Source organism: Bacillus sp. RSS_NA_20 (genome assembly GCF_020165915.1).
In the GTDB taxonomy this organism is placed as follows: domain Bacteria; phylum Bacillota; class Bacilli; order Bacillales; family Bacillaceae; genus Bacillus; species Bacillus altitudinis.
Genome location: NZ_JAIUKW010000005.1, coordinates 182,837 through 198,782 on the forward strand (window position 1 = coordinate 182,837; position 15,946 = coordinate 198,782).

At 40.5% G+C, this 15,946-nt stretch carries 22 protein-coding genes; 20 read left to right on the forward strand and 2 right to left on the reverse strand.

The features are described 5' to 3' along the window. Positions 1-2: 2 nt before the first annotated feature. The 11 genes from LCD32_RS06480 to LCD32_RS06530 all read left to right on the forward strand — a co-directional run bounded on the left by LCD32_RS06480 (position 3) and on the right by LCD32_RS06530 (position 7,298). Positions 3-518 carry a ribonuclease H-like YkuK family protein gene (locus LCD32_RS06480; protein WP_060781022.1) on the forward strand — a complete coding sequence of 172 codons (516 nt, stop codon included), beginning with the start codon at positions 3-5 and terminating at the stop codon, positions 516-518. 149 nt (positions 519-667) lie between these two features. Further along, positions 668-859, forward strand: coding sequence for an antirepressor AbbA (gene abbA, locus LCD32_RS06485; RefSeq protein WP_008347999.1), 192 nt, complete (start codon positions 668-670; stop codon positions 857-859). 146 nt (positions 860-1,005) lie between these two features. Then, positions 1,006-1,449, forward strand: coding sequence for a cyclic-di-AMP-binding protein CbpB (gene cbpB / locus LCD32_RS06490; RefSeq protein WP_007498671.1), 444 nt, complete (start codon positions 1,006-1,008; stop codon positions 1,447-1,449). Between the two features lie 96 nt (positions 1,450-1,545). Further along, complete coding sequence (locus LCD32_RS06495) at positions 1,546-2,427, forward strand: LysR family transcriptional regulator (RefSeq protein WP_007498669.1); 882 nt, start codon at positions 1,546-1,548, stop codon at positions 2,425-2,427. Between the two features lie 103 nt (positions 2,428-2,530). Further along, a complete protein-coding gene (locus LCD32_RS06500) occupies positions 2,531-2,938 on the forward strand; it encodes a DUF4275 family protein (protein ID WP_060781023.1) in 408 nt (135 codons plus the stop codon). Positions 2,939-3,137: 199 nt separating this feature from the next. Continuing rightward, positions 3,138-3,614 carry a flavodoxin gene (locus LCD32_RS06505; protein WP_017367153.1) on the forward strand — a complete coding sequence of 159 codons (477 nt, stop codon included), beginning with the start codon at positions 3,138-3,140 and terminating at the stop codon, positions 3,612-3,614. Next, on the forward strand, positions 3,604-4,497 hold the full coding sequence (locus tag LCD32_RS06510; protein ID WP_008347991.1) for a WD40/YVTN/BNR-like repeat-containing protein: 894 nt from the start codon (positions 3,604-3,606) through the stop codon (positions 4,495-4,497). The genes LCD32_RS06505 and LCD32_RS06510 overlap by 11 nt, the downstream gene beginning before the upstream one ends. 16 nt (positions 4,498-4,513) lie before the next feature. Continuing rightward, positions 4,514-4,972 (forward strand): flavodoxin, encoded by a 459-nt coding sequence (locus LCD32_RS06515; protein WP_008347989.1) that lies wholly within the window; start codon positions 4,514-4,516, stop codon positions 4,970-4,972. Between the two features lie 109 nt (positions 4,973-5,081). Beyond that, the gene (gene dapD / locus LCD32_RS06520; protein ID WP_008347987.1) at positions 5,082-5,792 is read left to right on the forward strand and encodes a 2,3,4,5-tetrahydropyridine-2,6-dicarboxylate N-acetyltransferase; all 711 of its coding nucleotides are present in this window, start codon (positions 5,082-5,084) and stop codon (positions 5,790-5,792) included. A 34-nt stretch (positions 5,793-5,826) separates the two neighbouring features. Next, positions 5,827-7,005, forward strand: coding sequence for an N-acetyldiaminopimelate deacetylase (locus tag LCD32_RS06525; protein WP_051005660.1), 1,179 nt, complete (start codon positions 5,827-5,829; stop codon positions 7,003-7,005). A 50-nt stretch (positions 7,006-7,055) separates the two neighbouring features. Beyond that, the gene (locus LCD32_RS06530) at positions 7,056-7,298 is read left to right on the forward strand and encodes a YkuS family protein (RefSeq protein ID WP_003211408.1); all 243 of its coding nucleotides are present in this window, start codon (positions 7,056-7,058) and stop codon (positions 7,296-7,298) included. Positions 7,299-7,322: 24 nt separating this feature from the next. Here LCD32_RS06530 and LCD32_RS06535 read toward each other — a convergent pair whose 3' ends face one another. After that, positions 7,323-8,132 (reverse strand): mechanosensitive ion channel family protein, encoded by an 810-nt coding sequence (locus LCD32_RS06535; protein ID WP_060781024.1) that lies wholly within the window; start codon positions 8,130-8,132, stop codon positions 7,323-7,325. 271 nt (positions 8,133-8,403) lie between these two features. On the opposite strand from LCD32_RS06535, the gene ahpA reads away from it, so the two are divergent. The 3 genes from ahpA (at position 8,404) to LCD32_RS06550 (ending at position 10,742) form a co-directional block, all read left to right on the forward strand. Then, on the forward strand, positions 8,404-8,946 hold the full coding sequence (ahpA, locus tag LCD32_RS06540; protein WP_007498654.1) for a biofilm-specific peroxidase AhpA: 543 nt from the start codon (positions 8,404-8,406) through the stop codon (positions 8,944-8,946). A 275-nt stretch (positions 8,947-9,221) separates the two neighbouring features. After that, positions 9,222-9,680 (forward strand): TlpA disulfide reductase family protein, encoded by a 459-nt coding sequence (locus tag LCD32_RS06545; protein WP_008345174.1) that lies wholly within the window; start codon positions 9,222-9,224, stop codon positions 9,678-9,680. Positions 9,681-10,160: 480 nt separating this feature from the next. Further along, a complete protein-coding gene (locus LCD32_RS06550) occupies positions 10,161-10,742 on the forward strand; it encodes a hypothetical protein (RefSeq protein WP_007498648.1) in 582 nt (193 codons plus the stop codon). Between the two features lie 62 nt (positions 10,743-10,804). Here LCD32_RS06550 and LCD32_RS06555 read toward each other — a convergent pair whose 3' ends face one another. Beyond that, positions 10,805-11,722: a hypothetical protein gene (locus LCD32_RS06555; protein ID WP_060781025.1), complete on the reverse strand. Its 918-nt coding sequence runs from the start codon at positions 11,720-11,722 to the stop codon at positions 10,805-10,807. Between the two features lie 83 nt (positions 11,723-11,805). On the opposite strand from LCD32_RS06555, the gene LCD32_RS06560 reads away from it, so the two are divergent. Genes LCD32_RS06560 through moaD form a run of 6 tightly spaced genes read left to right on the forward strand, consistent with a single transcriptional unit; the run spans position 11,806 to position 15,936 of the window. Beyond that, the gene (locus tag LCD32_RS06560) at positions 11,806-12,387 is read left to right on the forward strand and encodes a molybdenum cofactor guanylyltransferase (protein WP_205630553.1); all 582 of its coding nucleotides are present in this window, start codon (positions 11,806-11,808) and stop codon (positions 12,385-12,387) included. 29 nt (positions 12,388-12,416) lie between these two features. Next, a complete protein-coding gene (locus LCD32_RS06565; RefSeq protein WP_060781027.1) occupies positions 12,417-13,433 on the forward strand; it encodes a ThiF family adenylyltransferase in 1,017 nt (338 codons plus the stop codon). 9 nt (positions 13,434-13,442) lie between these two features. Then, complete coding sequence (glp, locus tag LCD32_RS06570) at positions 13,443-14,717, forward strand: gephyrin-like molybdotransferase Glp (RefSeq protein WP_060781028.1); 1,275 nt, start codon at positions 13,443-13,445, stop codon at positions 14,715-14,717. Beyond that, positions 14,699-15,226, forward strand: coding sequence for a molybdopterin-guanine dinucleotide biosynthesis protein B (gene mobB, locus LCD32_RS06575; RefSeq protein ID WP_060781635.1), 528 nt, complete (start codon positions 14,699-14,701; stop codon positions 15,224-15,226). The genes glp and mobB overlap by 19 nt, the downstream gene beginning before the upstream one ends. After that, on the forward strand, positions 15,219-15,710 hold the full coding sequence (locus LCD32_RS06580) for a molybdenum cofactor biosynthesis protein MoaE (RefSeq protein WP_008345161.1): 492 nt from the start codon (positions 15,219-15,221) through the stop codon (positions 15,708-15,710). Before mobB ends, LCD32_RS06580 begins: the two co-directional genes overlap by 8 nt. After that, entirely contained in the window at positions 15,703-15,936 is a 234-nt protein-coding gene (moaD, locus tag LCD32_RS06585; protein ID WP_008345159.1) for a molybdopterin converting factor subunit 1, read from the forward strand. Before LCD32_RS06580 ends, moaD begins: the two co-directional genes overlap by 8 nt. The last annotated feature ends 10 nt before the right edge of the window (positions 15,937-15,946 follow it).

A 15,946-nucleotide genomic window follows, 5' to 3' on the forward strand; every position in this document is an offset into this window, starting at 1 on the left:
CTGTGAGTGATTCTTTTTTCTTTAATCTCTCTGAAGAGCATTTAGCGTTTTCTGATGTTGTCATGAGAATGAAAGACTTTATTCAAAAAGACCCGAGATCTGTTTATGTACTATCAATTGGTACGGACTCTCAGGTCAATCAGAATGTCACAACATTTATGACTGCCATTCATCTTCACCGGATCGGCAAAGGAGCTTGGGGCTGTCTCACGCAACAAGTGTTGAATCGGCCTGTACAAAGTCTTAGAGAAAAAATTTCATTAGAGACAGCGTTTAGCCAAAAGGTATGTTCAGACATCCTTGAGGGACCTTTAACAGAACTGATGGATTTGCTTCTTCCGTTTGCTGAGGAAGGGGCAGACCTTCGTTTTGAAGTCCATCTAGATATTGGCAAAAAAGGAAGTACAAAAGAGCTGATCCAGGAAATGACCGGAATGATCACAGCCATGGGAATTGAAGCAAAAATAAAACCCGACTCATACGCAGCATTTTGCTACGCCAATCGATACACAAAATAAATTCCGTCATTTTTCTCCAAACGTTGTCGAAACGTGCGGTTGACGATTCGATTCTAGTTCCTTATTCTAGCTGTATAGAGAGGAAGCAGACATTCAAACGCCTGCTAATCAATATAAAAGCATATATGAAACAGGGGGCCTGATGTTGAATGAGCGTCATCGAAAATCGTTTTAATGAAGAAGAGAAAAAGCTATTATTAAACGTATTACTGAATCAGGAATATGCTGTCGAATTACTAAGCAGTGAGATCAATGATATAGAATGTGGAACAAAAAATGTCGACGACAATACGTATAAGAAATTGATCACATTGTATGACAGAGTAAGGTTTGAGAATTAATATCGATTGAACATTCTATTAGATACTCTACGCTGAGTATCTTTTTTATGCAGAAAAAAATCTTTCGACAAAATTCGTTTTAGTTTATGCTTAATGTTAAAGGGGAATGTATGATTGATGATTGAGAGAAAAGGGGTCGAAGAAACATGATAGAGATAGAACCGGCTCAATTACTTGAGTCAACAGTAGCTGAGCATATGATTGATGCAGATAAAGTGGCACACGTTCAAATTGGAAATAATCTTGAACACGCCCTATTGGTCCTGACAAAAACAGGATATACAGCCATACCTGTTCTGGATGCTTCTTATCACCTTCATGGGTTAATTGGAACAAATATGATTATGGATAAAATCTTTGGCTTAGAACGAATTGAATTTGAAAAGCTCGACCAATTGAAGGTAGAAGAGGTCATGCTATCAGATATTCCAAGACTGAAAACGACCGATCCTGTTTTAAAAGGCGTTCACGCTGTGACGAATAATGGGTTTGTTTGTGTGGAAAATGAGGAGCAAGTATTCGAAGGAATTTTCACTCGGCGTGTTGTATTAAAGCGCTTAAATGAGGTCATTCATTCCGCAAAAAAATGAGCTGCAGCCCAGCTTATTTTTTTTGCCTTCATAAGCTATTATTTATATAATGACTATATAAAATAAGAAAAACTTATCAAGAGAAGGAGGGCGCCCATGCAGCTTCAAGAGTTACATATGCTTGTTGTACTTAGTGAGGAATTGAATATGAGAAAGGCTTCAGAGCGGCTCTTTGTCTCTCAGCCTGCCTTATCTCAAAGGCTGCAAACGATTGAAAAAGAGTGGGGAACCAAAATCTTTTTTCGTTCACAAAAAGGCTTGACAGTCACTTCAGCTGGCGAACAGATTATTCAATTCGCCAAAGAGGTCACGACTGAGCAGGATCGAGTGCGAGAGAGAATTGACGAGCTTGAAGGAGACATTCACGGTACACTCAAGCTTGCAGTTGCGTCCATTATTGGTCAGCACTGGCTGCCAAAGGTGTTGAAGCGGTATGTCGAGAAATACCCAAATGCCAAAGTATCTCTTGTGACAGGCTGGAGCAGTGAGATGCTTAAAAGTCTGTATGAAGACCATGTCCACATCGGCATCATTCGCGGGAATCCTGATTGGAAGGGCACAAAGGAATACTTAATGACCGATCATTTATATTTAGTCGATTCTGTCATCAAGGACGTGGATGAGTTAATTGAGACAGAACGCCCGTTTATTCAATTTAAAAGTGATAGCACCTATTATCAAGAAATTCAGCACTGGTGGCATCAAAAGTTTAAAGTGTCGCCAAAACAGACGATTCTTGTGGACCAGATTGAGACATGTAAACAAATGGCCTATCACGGTATCGGCTACGCCATTTTGCCTTCGGTCACCCTATATGATCATGAGAAAAGCGTACACAAAACCCCGCTCGTAGACGCAAATGGAGAGCAAATCGGACGTGACACGTGGCTGTTAGGATATGAAGCCTCTTTTCAGTTAAAACAAGTTCAAGCATTTGTTGGTGTGGTGAAAGAAATGCTTGAAAGTGAGGCAGTGTAAGTACTTCTGGAAGAGGAGGTGCTTTTTTAGGATAAGTAGTTTGATTAGGTTTCTAATAGATTTACTTGTTTCATACTGAAAAAGAAGAAAGCTGGAAGAAATGATGAGAAATCAACGAAAAAAGAAGATGGATATACCGAAATGGGGAACTTATTTACGCGAGAGATGGCGTGGACGTTTTGCAAGTCATCTTTCTTTAGAAGAACAAAAAGAGATTGGGATGGATGGCTTCCTATGGCACTTATGTAGCTGGGGAAAAGTTGAATGCCTTGAAAAAGAGGCAGCGATCAACGCCTTTCATCAGCAATCAAAGCATACATGTACTCTTTTTTATCAATTTGCTCAAGAAGCGTATCTGTTTGAAAACGCCGCTGACCTGTCAGTAAAGGAATTGCCGTATACAGACGGACACATGGACTATAGTGATCTGTATGTCATGGATTGGGAAGAAAATTGGACATTTGTGATGACGCACGAAACCGATTGCGGTCCATATTTTATTCAGAAATAAAAAAAGAGTACATCACAAAGAGATAGAGTGATGATCAATTAAAGCCGCCTTCCAATTGGAATGAGCGGTTTTTTGATGTACGTCATGTGTATTTTGAACAGCACCTTTTCATAAAACATTTGACAATGAAAATCATTATCATTTAAAGTGTACATATAATAATTGAAAATGATTATCATTTAGATGAGGTGACCAATAGATGAAAGCACTAATTGCATTTGCGAGTATGTCTGGCAATACGGAAGATATGGCAGCGATCTTAAAACAAACGCTTGAAGGAAAAGGGATAGAGACAGAGATGATGGAATTTGACGACACAAGTGCAGAAGATCTTTCTTCATACGATTATGTCATGATCGGCTCTTACACATGGGGTGACGGTGATTTACCTTATGAAGCTGAAGATTTTTATGAAGAGGTCTCATCCCTTGAACTTTCTCACATCAAAGCGGCGGTATTTGGATCAGGCGATTACAGTTATCCGAAGTTTTGCGAGGCTGTTCATACCTTTCATGACATGCTGAAATCGACAGGTGCATCCGTATTTCCTGAAACATTGAAAATGGAACTTGCGCCAGATACAGATGAAGATGTGGCGTGCTGTGAGGAGTTTGCAACGAGCTTTTTAACGTGGGCATCATTGTCTGAGAAAAGAGTTGAAAATCATGTTTCATAAAGGTGCGACAGCTGTTGCTGCGTCTAAAAGTGGCGGCTACTTTGTTGCTGTCAAACGAGAAGGTATTTTTCATTACAGTGTGGAGGGCGGATGGCAGCAGCTTTTTAAGCTCAAGCATAAAATCCACGCTATCAGTTATATTGGTCCGTATTTGTTCGGAGTTGGTGAAAATGGAACTGTCATACGATCAGGAGATGAGGGCCACACGTGGGCGCTATCATCTTTTCCGACAAATGCAGTTGTTTGGTCTATTACAGGACGCAAAGATGGGTTTGTATGCGCACATGGAAAGCATAGTATTTATGTGTCAACCGATTTCGGAATTTCCTGGGAAATTATGAAGCCATTTGCTCATGTAAATCAGCCCCCTGTGATTCGCTCATTATGTGTAGCCGGTGATTATCTTTATATTGGAACACAGATTCATGAGGTGCATGGAGGAATATGGGTGTATGACTTGCAAAGTGAACAGATTTTTCTCCTAAACAGAGAAGAGCACCGAATGACTGCTTCTATGTTGCTTTGCGGGGAACACCTCCTTGTCTGTGCGATGGGCTCTAAAAAAGGGAAAAGAGGATCTGTTCAAATTTTAGACTTACATACAAATATGCTGCATGATATTCAATCACAAGCTTTTGCGCGAGAGGAATCATTTTTGGATGTGTCAGAGGATAACGGCATTGTGTACGTGACCACCTCACAGGACGAGCATGGATTTTCTAAGGTATATCAGCTTGATATAGAGCAAAAAGAGCTCAAGTGGTTTGATACGATCAAAGGGCACGGTTTTCGTGTCGCCAATCAAAAGGAGAATTTTTTCTGTGCGGGTTTATATGAAAGTAAGTTTGTCAGGCCTTATGAGGAACCTGCACTGATTCATTAATAAGGAGGAAGAAAAAGTGACGAAAAAAGTTTTATTGGTGTATGCCACAATGTCAGGAAATACAGAAGCAATGGCTGATTTAATCGAAAAAGGATTAAAGGAAGCTGGGGCTAGCGTGGACCGGCATGAAGCGATGGATATTGATGCTGAACTTCTTCATGATTACTCGCACATTCTGTTAGGTGCATATACTTGGGGAGATGGTGATCTTCCAGATGATTTTATTGATCTATATGAGGAAATGGAAGAGCTGGATTTGACGGGTAAAGCATTTGCTGTATTCGGTTCTGGAGATACATCTTATGAACATTTTTGCGGAGCTGTGGATTTAATTGAAGAAAAAGTGAAAGAACTGGGCGGTGATATCGTCCTACCATCCATCAAAATTGAGCTGAATCCAGAAGGAAACGAGGAAGAGGAATTGATTTCTTTTGGTAGACAATTTGTTCATCTTCACCAGCAAGAAGCGGGATAAAGAGGCCCGCTTGTTTTATTTGCCAAGGCGCAGACGATTCTTTCACTTGTCATTAAAACTCTCCTTTGGTACAGTAATGAAGTATAAATTAAGAGGAGGACATACATACATGAAACAAATGGACGCTAATGAAATTATTTCATTTATTCAAAATAGTACAAAATCAACACCTGTGAAAGTCTACATTAAAGGGGACTTAGAAGGTATTGAATTTGGTGAACATGCAAAAACATTTATCACAGGTAACACTGGTGTTGTCTTCGGTGAGTGGAGCGAAATTCAAGAAGCTCTAGCATCAAACAAAGACAAAATTGAAGATGTTGTCGTGGAAAATGACCGTCGTAACTCTGCGATTCCTATGTTGGATTTGAAAAACATCAAAGCACGTATTGAGCCAGGTGCAATCATTCGTGATCAAGTGGAAATTGGCGATAATGCAGTCATCATGATGGGTGCTTCTATTAATATCGGTTCAGTCATCGGTGAAGGTACGATGATTGATATGAACGTTGTTCTTGGCGGCCGTGCGACAGTAGGTAAGAACTGTCATATCGGTGCGGGATCTGTTCTTGCAGGTGTTATTGAGCCGCCTTCTGCTAAGCCAGTTGTAGTAGAAGATGATGTTGTCATCGGTGCAAACGCTGTTGTTTTAGAAGGTGTGACAATTGGAAAAGGTGCAGTTGTAGCAGCTGGAGCGATCGTTGTGAACGATGTCGAGCCTTACACGGTTGTAGCAGGTACACCTGCAAAGAAAATCAAAGACATTGATGAAAAAACAAAAGGTAAAACTGAAATCAAACAAGAACTGCGTCAGCTTTAATTGACACAATTCGCAGCTGAAGACATAGACGTGGATGATATATCCACGTCTTATTCGTATAGAGGAAAGGAAGCGAGTTCACTTGTTAAATCGTGAGCAATTAATATCCATTCGAAGAGATTTGCACCAAATTCCTGAGCTTGGTTTTAAGGAATTTAAAACACAAGCTTACCTCATCAAGCATCTCGAATCGTACCCAACAGATCGAATTGAGATGGAAACATGGCGGACTGGACTTTTTGTGAAAGTAAAAGGGACAAATCCTGCGCGTGTCTTTGCGTATCGTGCAGATATGGACGGATTATCTATCCCTGAAGAAACGGGCTACCCATTTCAATCGGTACATGAAGGCTACATGCATGCATGTGGACATGATCTTCATATGACCATTGCTCTTGGTATCATTGATCATTTCGTGCATCAGCCAATCAAAGAAGATCTGCTATTTATTTTCCAACCGGCAGAAGAAGGGCCAGGCGGAGCTGAACCAATGCTTGCAAGTGATGTTCTAAAAAAGTGGACGCCAGACTTTATTACAGCGCTGCATATTGCACCTGAATATCCAGTCGGCACGATTGCAACAAAGCCGGGCCTATTATTTGCTAATACGAGTGAGCTTGTGATCGATCTTGAAGGAAAAGGCGGGCATGCCGCATACCCTCATTTAGCAAATGATATGGTGGTGGCTGCAAGTGCACTAGTAGGGCAGCTGCAATCGGTGATTTCACGTAATGTGGACCCTCTTGATAGTGCCGTCATTACAGTTGGCACGATTACAGGTGGCACTGCTCAAAATATCATTGCGCAGCACGCAAAGCTTGATGGAACCATTCGCACGCTCTCGCCAGAGTCTATGGAAAAGGTGAGAAAACGAATTGAAGCACTTGCAAAGGGAATTGAAATTGGCTATGAATGCAAGGCGACAGTTCGATACCCTTCATCTTATTACGAAGTGGACAATTCAAAGGATTTGACAGAAGAATTTATGTCATATGTAGCCGAAGAAGGTCTTGCGAACGTCATTGAATGCAGAGAAGCGATGACAGGAGAAGATTTCGGCTACATGCTGAAAAAATACCCTGGGTTCATGTTTTGGCTAGGGGTAGATTCAGAATATGGTCTGCACCATGCAAAACTCACGCCTGACGAAAATGCGATTGAAACAGCTGTGAACGTCATGACGGCTTATTTTAAAAAGCAAGCAGGTGAATGAATAATCAAATGGTCTCCTGTACACCTTATGAACAGGAGGTGTTCTTGATTATGACAAGAATTGGTGTAGAACCATCTTTATCCGATGTAGAAGAACTTTTGAAGCAAAAAGGGTATGATGTCGTACGAATTCAAAATGAACAGCAAATGGATCAGTGTGACTGTTATGTGGTCACAGGGTTAGATTCAAATGTTCTTGGCATTTCAGACACAACGACAAAGGCATCTGTTATTACAGCGTCAGGTATGACGGCTGATGAAATTTGTCAAGAAGTAGAACAGCGTGTTCAATAAAACTAACAAAAAAGAACCAGGATATTATGATCCTGGTTCTTTTTGCTCTTTGGCTAGATCGAGTGCTTCTTTCATTTTTTTGCGTAGAATTCGTTCGACACGCCACTGCTCCATCGTTTCAGTTTTTGCAATGATGCGAAGGACGAGGGATGAGGAGCCAAATGATTCCACTCCAACGACTTGAGGACCTTCGATGATTTGCGGCATGCTCTCACGAACTTCATCACAGGCTGTTTGCAAAGTGCTGATCATCTGATCCACATTTTCATCTGGGGATAATTCGATATCAACGAGTGCCTGCATCGTCCCTCGTGAATGATTGCTTACATTCAGTATACTTCGGTTCGGAATGAAATGAAGAGTGCCATCAAAGCTTCTAAGCTGTGTTGTTCTCAGTCCAATTTGTTCAACGATCCCATCGAAACCAGCAACCGTTATATACTCGCCGACATCAAATTGTTTTTCGAGCAGTATGAAGAAGCCTGTCACAATATCACTCACTAATCCCTGAGCGCCAAATCCAATGGCAAGTCCTACAACACCTGCGCCAGCCAGCAAGGCGGTTGGGTTATAGTGAAATAAGTCGAGGATCATCACAACTAGAATAAAAATCAGCAAGTAGGCGAAAATATTTAAGGTAAGACTTTGCAGCGTTTGAGCTCGTGATAAAGAGACATCGTGCTTCTCAGAGAATGCTGAATAGGCACGCTTAATCATCTTATTTCCAATCGCTCTGATGATAAAATAAATCACAAAAATAGCAATGAGTTTTAGCAAAATCATACTGATATTCATGATGATGGAAACCCAATCTACTTGTTCAAGTGCTTTCATGATCTTCAAAACCTTTCTATGTATGTGCGAAATGAGAAGCTAATCATTTGTTCCCTTATGCAAGTCATGTTAAACTTTTAATAGTTGGAGCGAGAGATTGTGACAAATCGTTAATTAAATTTATTATTAATTAATATTGACTAAAAATCGCTTAAGTATTATAATTATATTTGTGAAGTTATTAACTAAATGAGAATTCAACCTGTTGATTCTCATTTTATATACAGCTAAGAAGTCTGTATAAAGATATTATTTTTGGAGGGATTTACATATGGCAGAGCGTTTTGTAGGAAAACAAGCTCCACGTTTTGAAATGGAAGCAGTACTTGCTAATAAGGAATTTGGTAAAGTGAGTTTAGAGGAAAACATCAAGAATGACAAATGGACAGTTCTTTTCTTCTATCCAATGGATTTCACTTTTGTTTGTCCAACTGAAATTACAGCAATGAGCGATCGTTATGATGAGTTTGAAGATTTAGATGCAGAAATCATCGGTGTATCTACTGATACAATCCATACGCATCTTGCTTGGATCAACACAGATCGTAAAGACAATGGTCTTGGAGAATTAAAATACCCACTAGCTGCTGATACAAACCACACAGTATCTAGAGAATACGGTGTTTTAATTGAAGAAGAAGGAATTGCACTTCGTGGTCTATTCATCATTAACCCAGAAGGCGAACTTCAATATCAAACAGTATTCCACAACAATATCGGTCGTGATGTAGATGAGACACTACGTGTTCTTCAAGCATTACAAACTGGTGGACTTTGCCCAGCGAACTGGAAGCCTGGTCAAAAAACACTTTAATTGATAGTTGAAGAAACAGTCTAACTGGTGTTAGACCTTCAGATTGTTGACAAAGGGCTAAAATGAACTTGATTTTAGCCCTTTGTCTTCTTTTCAGCGTGATAAAAAACCTTTGAAGTCTAGGAAGAACGAGTACTGGCGCGAAGCGAATGTGACATTCGTGAGCACCAGCACGCAGGACTGACAAAGAATGCGAGGGTTTGTCTACATGCTGGGGTCTAACTGATGTTAGACTTTTTTGTTTCGAGACATACAATGGATGGAGGCGCTTCAAAATGAAATTACGTCAACCAATGCCGGAACTAACTGGTGCAAAAGAATGGTTAAATGGAGAAGTAACAAGAGAAGAATTAATTGGTGATAAACCAACATTGATCCACTTCTGGTCAGTTAGCTGTCACCTTTGTAAAGAGGCGATGCCGCAAGTGAACCAATTCCGTGATGAATACAAGGATCAACTAAACGTGATCGCAGTTCATATGCCACGTTCAGAGGATGACCTAGATCTAGAAAAAATCAAAGAGGTTGCAAATGAGCATGAAATCACTCAGCCAATCTTTGTAGACAGCGACCATAAATTAACAGAAGCATTTGAGAACGAATATGTACCAGCTTACTATGTATTCGATAAAACAGGTGCTTTACGCCACTTCCAAGCTGGCGGAAGCGGTATGAAAATGCTTGAAAAACGTGTCAATCGAGTTCTTTCTGAGTCTGAAAAGGCTGCAGAATAGGCTTTCCCCCCATGAATGGGGGTTTTTTCATGGGGAAAAATAGGAGACATATTGCATGGATGAATATGATTGTAGGTGGAATGCCTAAGAAAAGAGAAAATGAGGGATTTCATTAAAAAAATTTCCTAAAATAAAAAGGTATTATGACCTATTTACATTTTTATTTTGAAATGAAAATGTAAAGATTTTAACTTTTTACTATTCAGAACGTTTTTGCACAAAAGAAATTTCAGTTTGGTAAATAACTATATAAATCAAGTAGTATAAGCATTTATTCAAAATTTTTACAATATTTTAAAGGTGGTCAAAAGCCTATAGTGGCAATGAAATGGGTGCCGATTTTTCTTCTTTGGCAAAATTTTAGTTGGAAATACCTATCTGATAGCAAACTGTAAAATGATAAAAAAATAGTTGATAAAATTAGTTTTCTAATCTAATATTTACTATAGAATATTTTTTATATGATGAGGGGGAAATCCATTGTTTAATGAGAGGGAAGCGTTACGTTTACGATTGGAACAATTAAATGAAGCAGAAGTAAAGGTCATCCGTGAATATCAAATTGAACGAGATGCGATTTACGCAAAACTAAGAGAATTAGACCGTCAAGGTACAGGTCTCGTCACAGATACAAAAAAAGAAGTACGTACAGAGAGAAAAACAGATTCACTGCCTGTATTAGCTGAGCTGGCTGCACAAGAAATGAGAAGCTACAATCAGCCTGCGCAAACGCAGTCAAACGTTACATCATCTTTAGGAACAGGTCAGCTAAATGGTGCACCTGTAGGTATTCCTGAAGGATCTACAAGACGCAGAAGAGGCACAGCTAGACCTGGATCAAAGGCAGCTAAGCTTCGTGAAGCTGCAATCAAAACATTAAAGCGTCATAATGCGGCGATTAAAAGCTCTGAACTTCAAAAAGAGATTGAAAAAGAGAGCGGTCTTGAAATTCCAAATATGACAACGTTTATGCAAAGCTTAATTAAAATGTACCCAGAAGTGAAGAAACCTTATCGCGGACAGTATATTTTAGAAGGCGACATTCAAACAGAAGACGAATAAATAAAAAAGAAACTGCTGGGCGTAAATGCCAGCAGTTTTTTCTTGCGTACGTGATGAATGGATCACTTTTTTTGATCAACTGTATAGACAATCTTTCGTTCTTTGGGCATGTTGTCGCGCTGTTTTTTAAATCCATCGATCTTCACTGTCATAACCTCTCCACTCCGCTGCACCGCATCAACTTTTGCCTGGAGCGTTTCTACTTGTTCGTTTAGTTTCTTCAAAATCGGTCCTATTTCTTCGGTTGTTTGCAAAATAGGGTCTTGTGAGAACGGCTCGGCATTTGTTTGGGCTGACTGGTCGATATCAGCAAAATGAGAAGCGATCCATTCCTCGCTTTCGGCTAACTGTTTTTGGTAGCTCGTGAGCGTTTCATAAAAAATGGCCTCTTTTGCTTTTTCGATTTGCAGTAATTTTTCTTGTGTTTCATAAAAACGCTCCTGTAGATGCCGGACGCCTTCTTGTAATAAATGAAGCTCTGCGTTTTTATCGCCTAGAGTTTGCTGCAGTTTTTCAATCACAGCGGATAAAGTATTTCCTTTTTTCTCCTCTTTTGCAAGCTGTTTATCTTGGTCTAGTAATCGCTCCTGTAGTTGCTGAGACATTTCCTTATATTTTACAACCTTCAAATGCAATCGGTGCTTTTCCTCTGTTTCTTTTCGTCTATGATAGGTTTCCTTTTGCAGCATTTCATGAAGAAGGACGATTTTATGTAATAATTCCGATTTGCTATAAGAGAGATCCTGTATTTTAGATGATGCTTCGTCTTGGTCAATGGTCATTTCATCCAATTGTTGTTTTAATTGAGTGAAATCCTTTTTCATCTCATGATATTCTTGAGATAGCTTCTTGTTTTTAGCATACGTATACGTGGACTTTAAATCTGAAATCATCTGTTGATATTTGGCCGTTTCAGCTTTTAAAAATAGATTTTCTTGAGACAGATCATGGAATAGGGGAGAAGCATGGCGCCGGTTCATAGGTAGACCCTCCTTATTCATGTTATCAATAAAGTATGCGAAATGAGTGCGATTAGAACAACCATATCAAAGGGGATGAGATGATGAGAATAGTGAATGTGATACTAGCTGGAGGTGCTTCTAGGCGTTTTGGAGAGCCAAAAGCAAGTCATGTCTATCAGGGGAAACCACTATATGAACATGTGAAAGAGCAACTTTTGAAAGGGGAAACCATCATCATCAGTCACCCGAAGCTTCTGCCTTTTTTCAAAGCAAGAGGGGAACAAGCTGTTTGGTTAGATGATGAACAGGTGCGTGGGTATGGCCCGCTTGCAGGCATATATACCGCTATGCAAAAGCAAGAAGCAGAGTGGTATTTAGTGACGGCATGTGATATGCCATTCATACGAAAAGAGACAACCGTCGCTTTATCTTCTTATTGCCATGAGCATGTAGATGCTGTGGTCCCGATGGTGCAGGAAAGATTACAGCCGTTATTTGCGCTTTATCACCGCCGCAGTCTTCCGTTTATTTCTGCGTGCTTAAAAGAGAATCAATTAGCTATCAAAGATTTATTACAAAAACTTCACGTCCAGGTTGTTCCAGCCGACGAACTGAACGTGGCACCAAATGAATTTCACAATATCAATAAAAGAAGCGATTTACCTGAAAACGGTATGATATGATACATAAAAACGAGAAGGAGAGAACAATATTGAACGAGCGATATTCAAGGCAAATCTTGTTCCCTCCGGTAGGCGAAAAAGGGCAGTCTGCGCTTTCCGAAAGTCATGTCCTTATTGTTGGAGCTGGTGCACTTGGAACAGCATCTGCTGAAGGGCTTGTCCGATCTGGAATTGGTACTTTGACGATTGTAGATCGTGATTATGTCGAATTCTCAAATTTACAGCGGCAGCAGCTGTACACTGAACACGATGCAAAGATGCATGTGCCAAAAGCGGCAGCGGCGAAAAAACGTCTCCAAGAGATCAACCATGAAGTGACCATACACGCCATTATTGGAGATGCAGGAGTAGAGCTGTTAAGACCTTTATTCCGAAAGGCAAATATCGTCATTGATGCGACTGATAATTTTGAGACAAGAATGGTGATGAATGACTTATCATTAGAAACAAATACGCCTTGGATTTACGGTGCCTGTGTGAGCAGTCAGGGAATGTATATGACCATTTTGCCGGGCAAAACACCTTGCTTATCCTGTGTGTTTACCTCAGTGCCTGTTGGGGGTTTGACATGTGATACAGCTGGTATTATTTCTCCTGCTGTCCAAATGGTGTCGGCTTATCAGCAAACAGAGGCATTAAAATATTTAACTGGGCATGAAGAGCAAATGGAGCGAAAGTTTGTCACGTTTGATTTGTGGCAGTCGTCTTCGTTTAAAATGGATGTATCTCGTACGAAGCAGGAGAGCTGTCCATCTTGCGGCATAAATAGAACGTATCCATATTTAGATGAACAGCGAAAAAAAACAGCGATTCTTTGCGGGCGTGACACCATTCAGATCATATCGAAGGATTTAGAAAACCTTTCATTTCAGCATGTAAAAGAGCGTCTGTCATCTATTTGTGAGGTGGAAGTGAACGATTTTTTAATTCATATACGCTATGAAACACACCGTATCGTTTGTTTTAAAGGAGGACGTGTATTAATCCATGGGACAAATGATGAAAGAGTAGCCAATTCATTACTAGCAAGACTGCTAGGCATATAGGAGTGAGAAGTGATGGAAAGACGACAGCCAATTCCAGTAGAAGAGGCAGTAAAGAAAGTCCACCAATTTCAAAAACATGGACAAGTCGAATGGGTTCCTTTAAAGAACAGCCTTGGAAGATGGATTGCAGAGGATATTTTAGCAGACCATGATGTTCCTGCCTTTGATCGTTCTCCGTATGATGGTTTTGCACTTCGAGCAGAAGATACAAAGGATGCATCGAGCGAGCATCCGGTTGAATTTGAGGTCATTGATCATATAGGGGCAGGTATTGTTTCTGCAAAAACGATCGGTCCTTTTCAAGCGATTCGCATCATGACAGGAGCGAAGATTCCAAAAGGAGCAAATGTTGTGATCATGCTCGAATTGACGAAAACGTTTGAAAAAGACGGTAAATCAATGATGTCACTTAAAAGACCTCTGAAAAAGGGGGACAATATTTCTCGGCAAGGAGAAGAGACCCTCAAAGGGAACGTCATGATCAAAAAAGGCTCAAAAGTTACCCCAGGCGTGACGGCGATATTGGCAACGTTCGGATATGCGGTTGTGCCAGTCGTCAAAAAACCGGTGATCGGTATCATCTCAACAGGTACCGAGCTCCTACAAGTAAGTGATGCCATGGTGGACGGTAAAATTAGAAATAGTAACCTAAGTATGGTGTACGCTCAGGTTCTTGAAGCTGGAGGAGAACCGCTTGATTTAGGCGGTGTATCCGATGATTTTGATCAAAGCTATGAAGCCGTAAAAGCAGCCTTAAGCAAAGTTGATATGCTCATCACAACAGGTGGTGTATCGGTAGGTGATTTTGACTTTTTACCTGCTATTTATGAAAAACTAGGTGCAGATGTGTTGTTTAATAAAGTGGCGATGAGACCTGGAAGTGTGACGACCGTTGCTGCGTTGTCAAATGGTCAATTGCTTTATGGGCTGTCAGGAAATCCGGCTGCCTGTTTTGTTGGCTTTGAACTATTTGTCAAACCGATCATTTATAAATGGTGTTTGAAAGAAAATCCATTTCCCGTTTTTGCTGAGGCGAAGCTGACACATGATTTTCCAAAAGCCAATCCATTCACTCGATTTGTTAGAGCATCACTTGATTTCGCTGGCAGCCAGCTGAGTGTGACGCCAACCGGTCTTGATAAATCTAGTGCGGTGACATCTATTGCTCATGCTGATTGTTTCATTGTTTTGCCTGGAGGAACAAGAGGGTTTAGTGCAGGTGACCAGGTCAGCGTTCTGCTATTTCACCACGAAGGCGGTGCTCCATGTTGGATGACAAATTAATCATTCTACAAGTCGTGGGCTATCAAAATAGTGGTAAAACGACGCTGATCGAAAAATTATGTCAGCTGGCGGATGAAGAAGAAATGCAGCTAGGCTGCTTCAAACATCACGGACATGGCGGAAAGCCAGACCGTCTGTTCAAACAAAAAGATACGGATCGATATGTTCAAGCGGGTGCATTTGCCGCTGGTGTGGAGGGAGAAGGTGAATGTCACTTTTTCATGCAGCACATGACATTCGCACAACTACTCAACATGTGTCAGCATCTTCCTTTAGATGCCATCTTGATCGAAGGATACAAACAGGCGCCTTACCGCAAAATCCTGTGTGTCAAAGACGAACAGGAACTCATTGATCTTTCGACACTTTCTCATATACAAGCAGCCATTTATTTCAATAAAGAAATACAATTCACTGAGAAATACCCGTTTCCTGTGTTTTCAGCATTTGACAAGCGCGGGATCACATTTGCTTTTAATTTATTGAAGGGGGAAGCCTCGTATGAATGAACTTTTTAAGATCACAAAAGAGCCGATTGATGTGAATGAATTGATTCAGCATGTCACAAGACGCAAAGCGGGAGCCATTACGACATTCATAGGCACGGTAAGAGAATGGACAAATGGCAAAAAAACGCTGCGTTTAACATATGAAGCATACATACCAATGGCGGAAAATATGTTGAGTCAAATTGGACAAGAAATTAAAAAACGCTGGCCTGATACAGAAGCTGCCATTGTGCATCGTATTGGCACTCTTGAGATATGTGACATTGCAGTGGCAATAGCTGTTTCATCACCTCATCGGAAAGCTGCATACGAAGCCAATGAATATGCGATTGAACGAATAAAGGAAATAGTTCCTATTTGGAAAAAGGAATACTGGGAAGATGGAGAGGCTTGGATAGGTGATCAGCTTGAAACCGTTTCTTACCCTGAAGGAAAACCTAGTACTCTCCAACTTAACGAGAAAGAAGGGAAGCGGCATGATTAGCGTATTATTGTTCGCCGGCCTTGCTGAGAAGGCCGGTAAACAACAAATCATCATTCAAAAAGATCAAACAACGGTTGATGAAATTAAAATAGAATTACAGGAGGTATATGGAGTTGATACTGCACAAAACGTGATGGTTGCAGTCAACGAAATATATACGAGGGGAAATGCTGAAGTGCGTAGCGGGGACACTGTTGCACTCATTCCTCCTGTAAGTGGTGGATAATAGATATTAG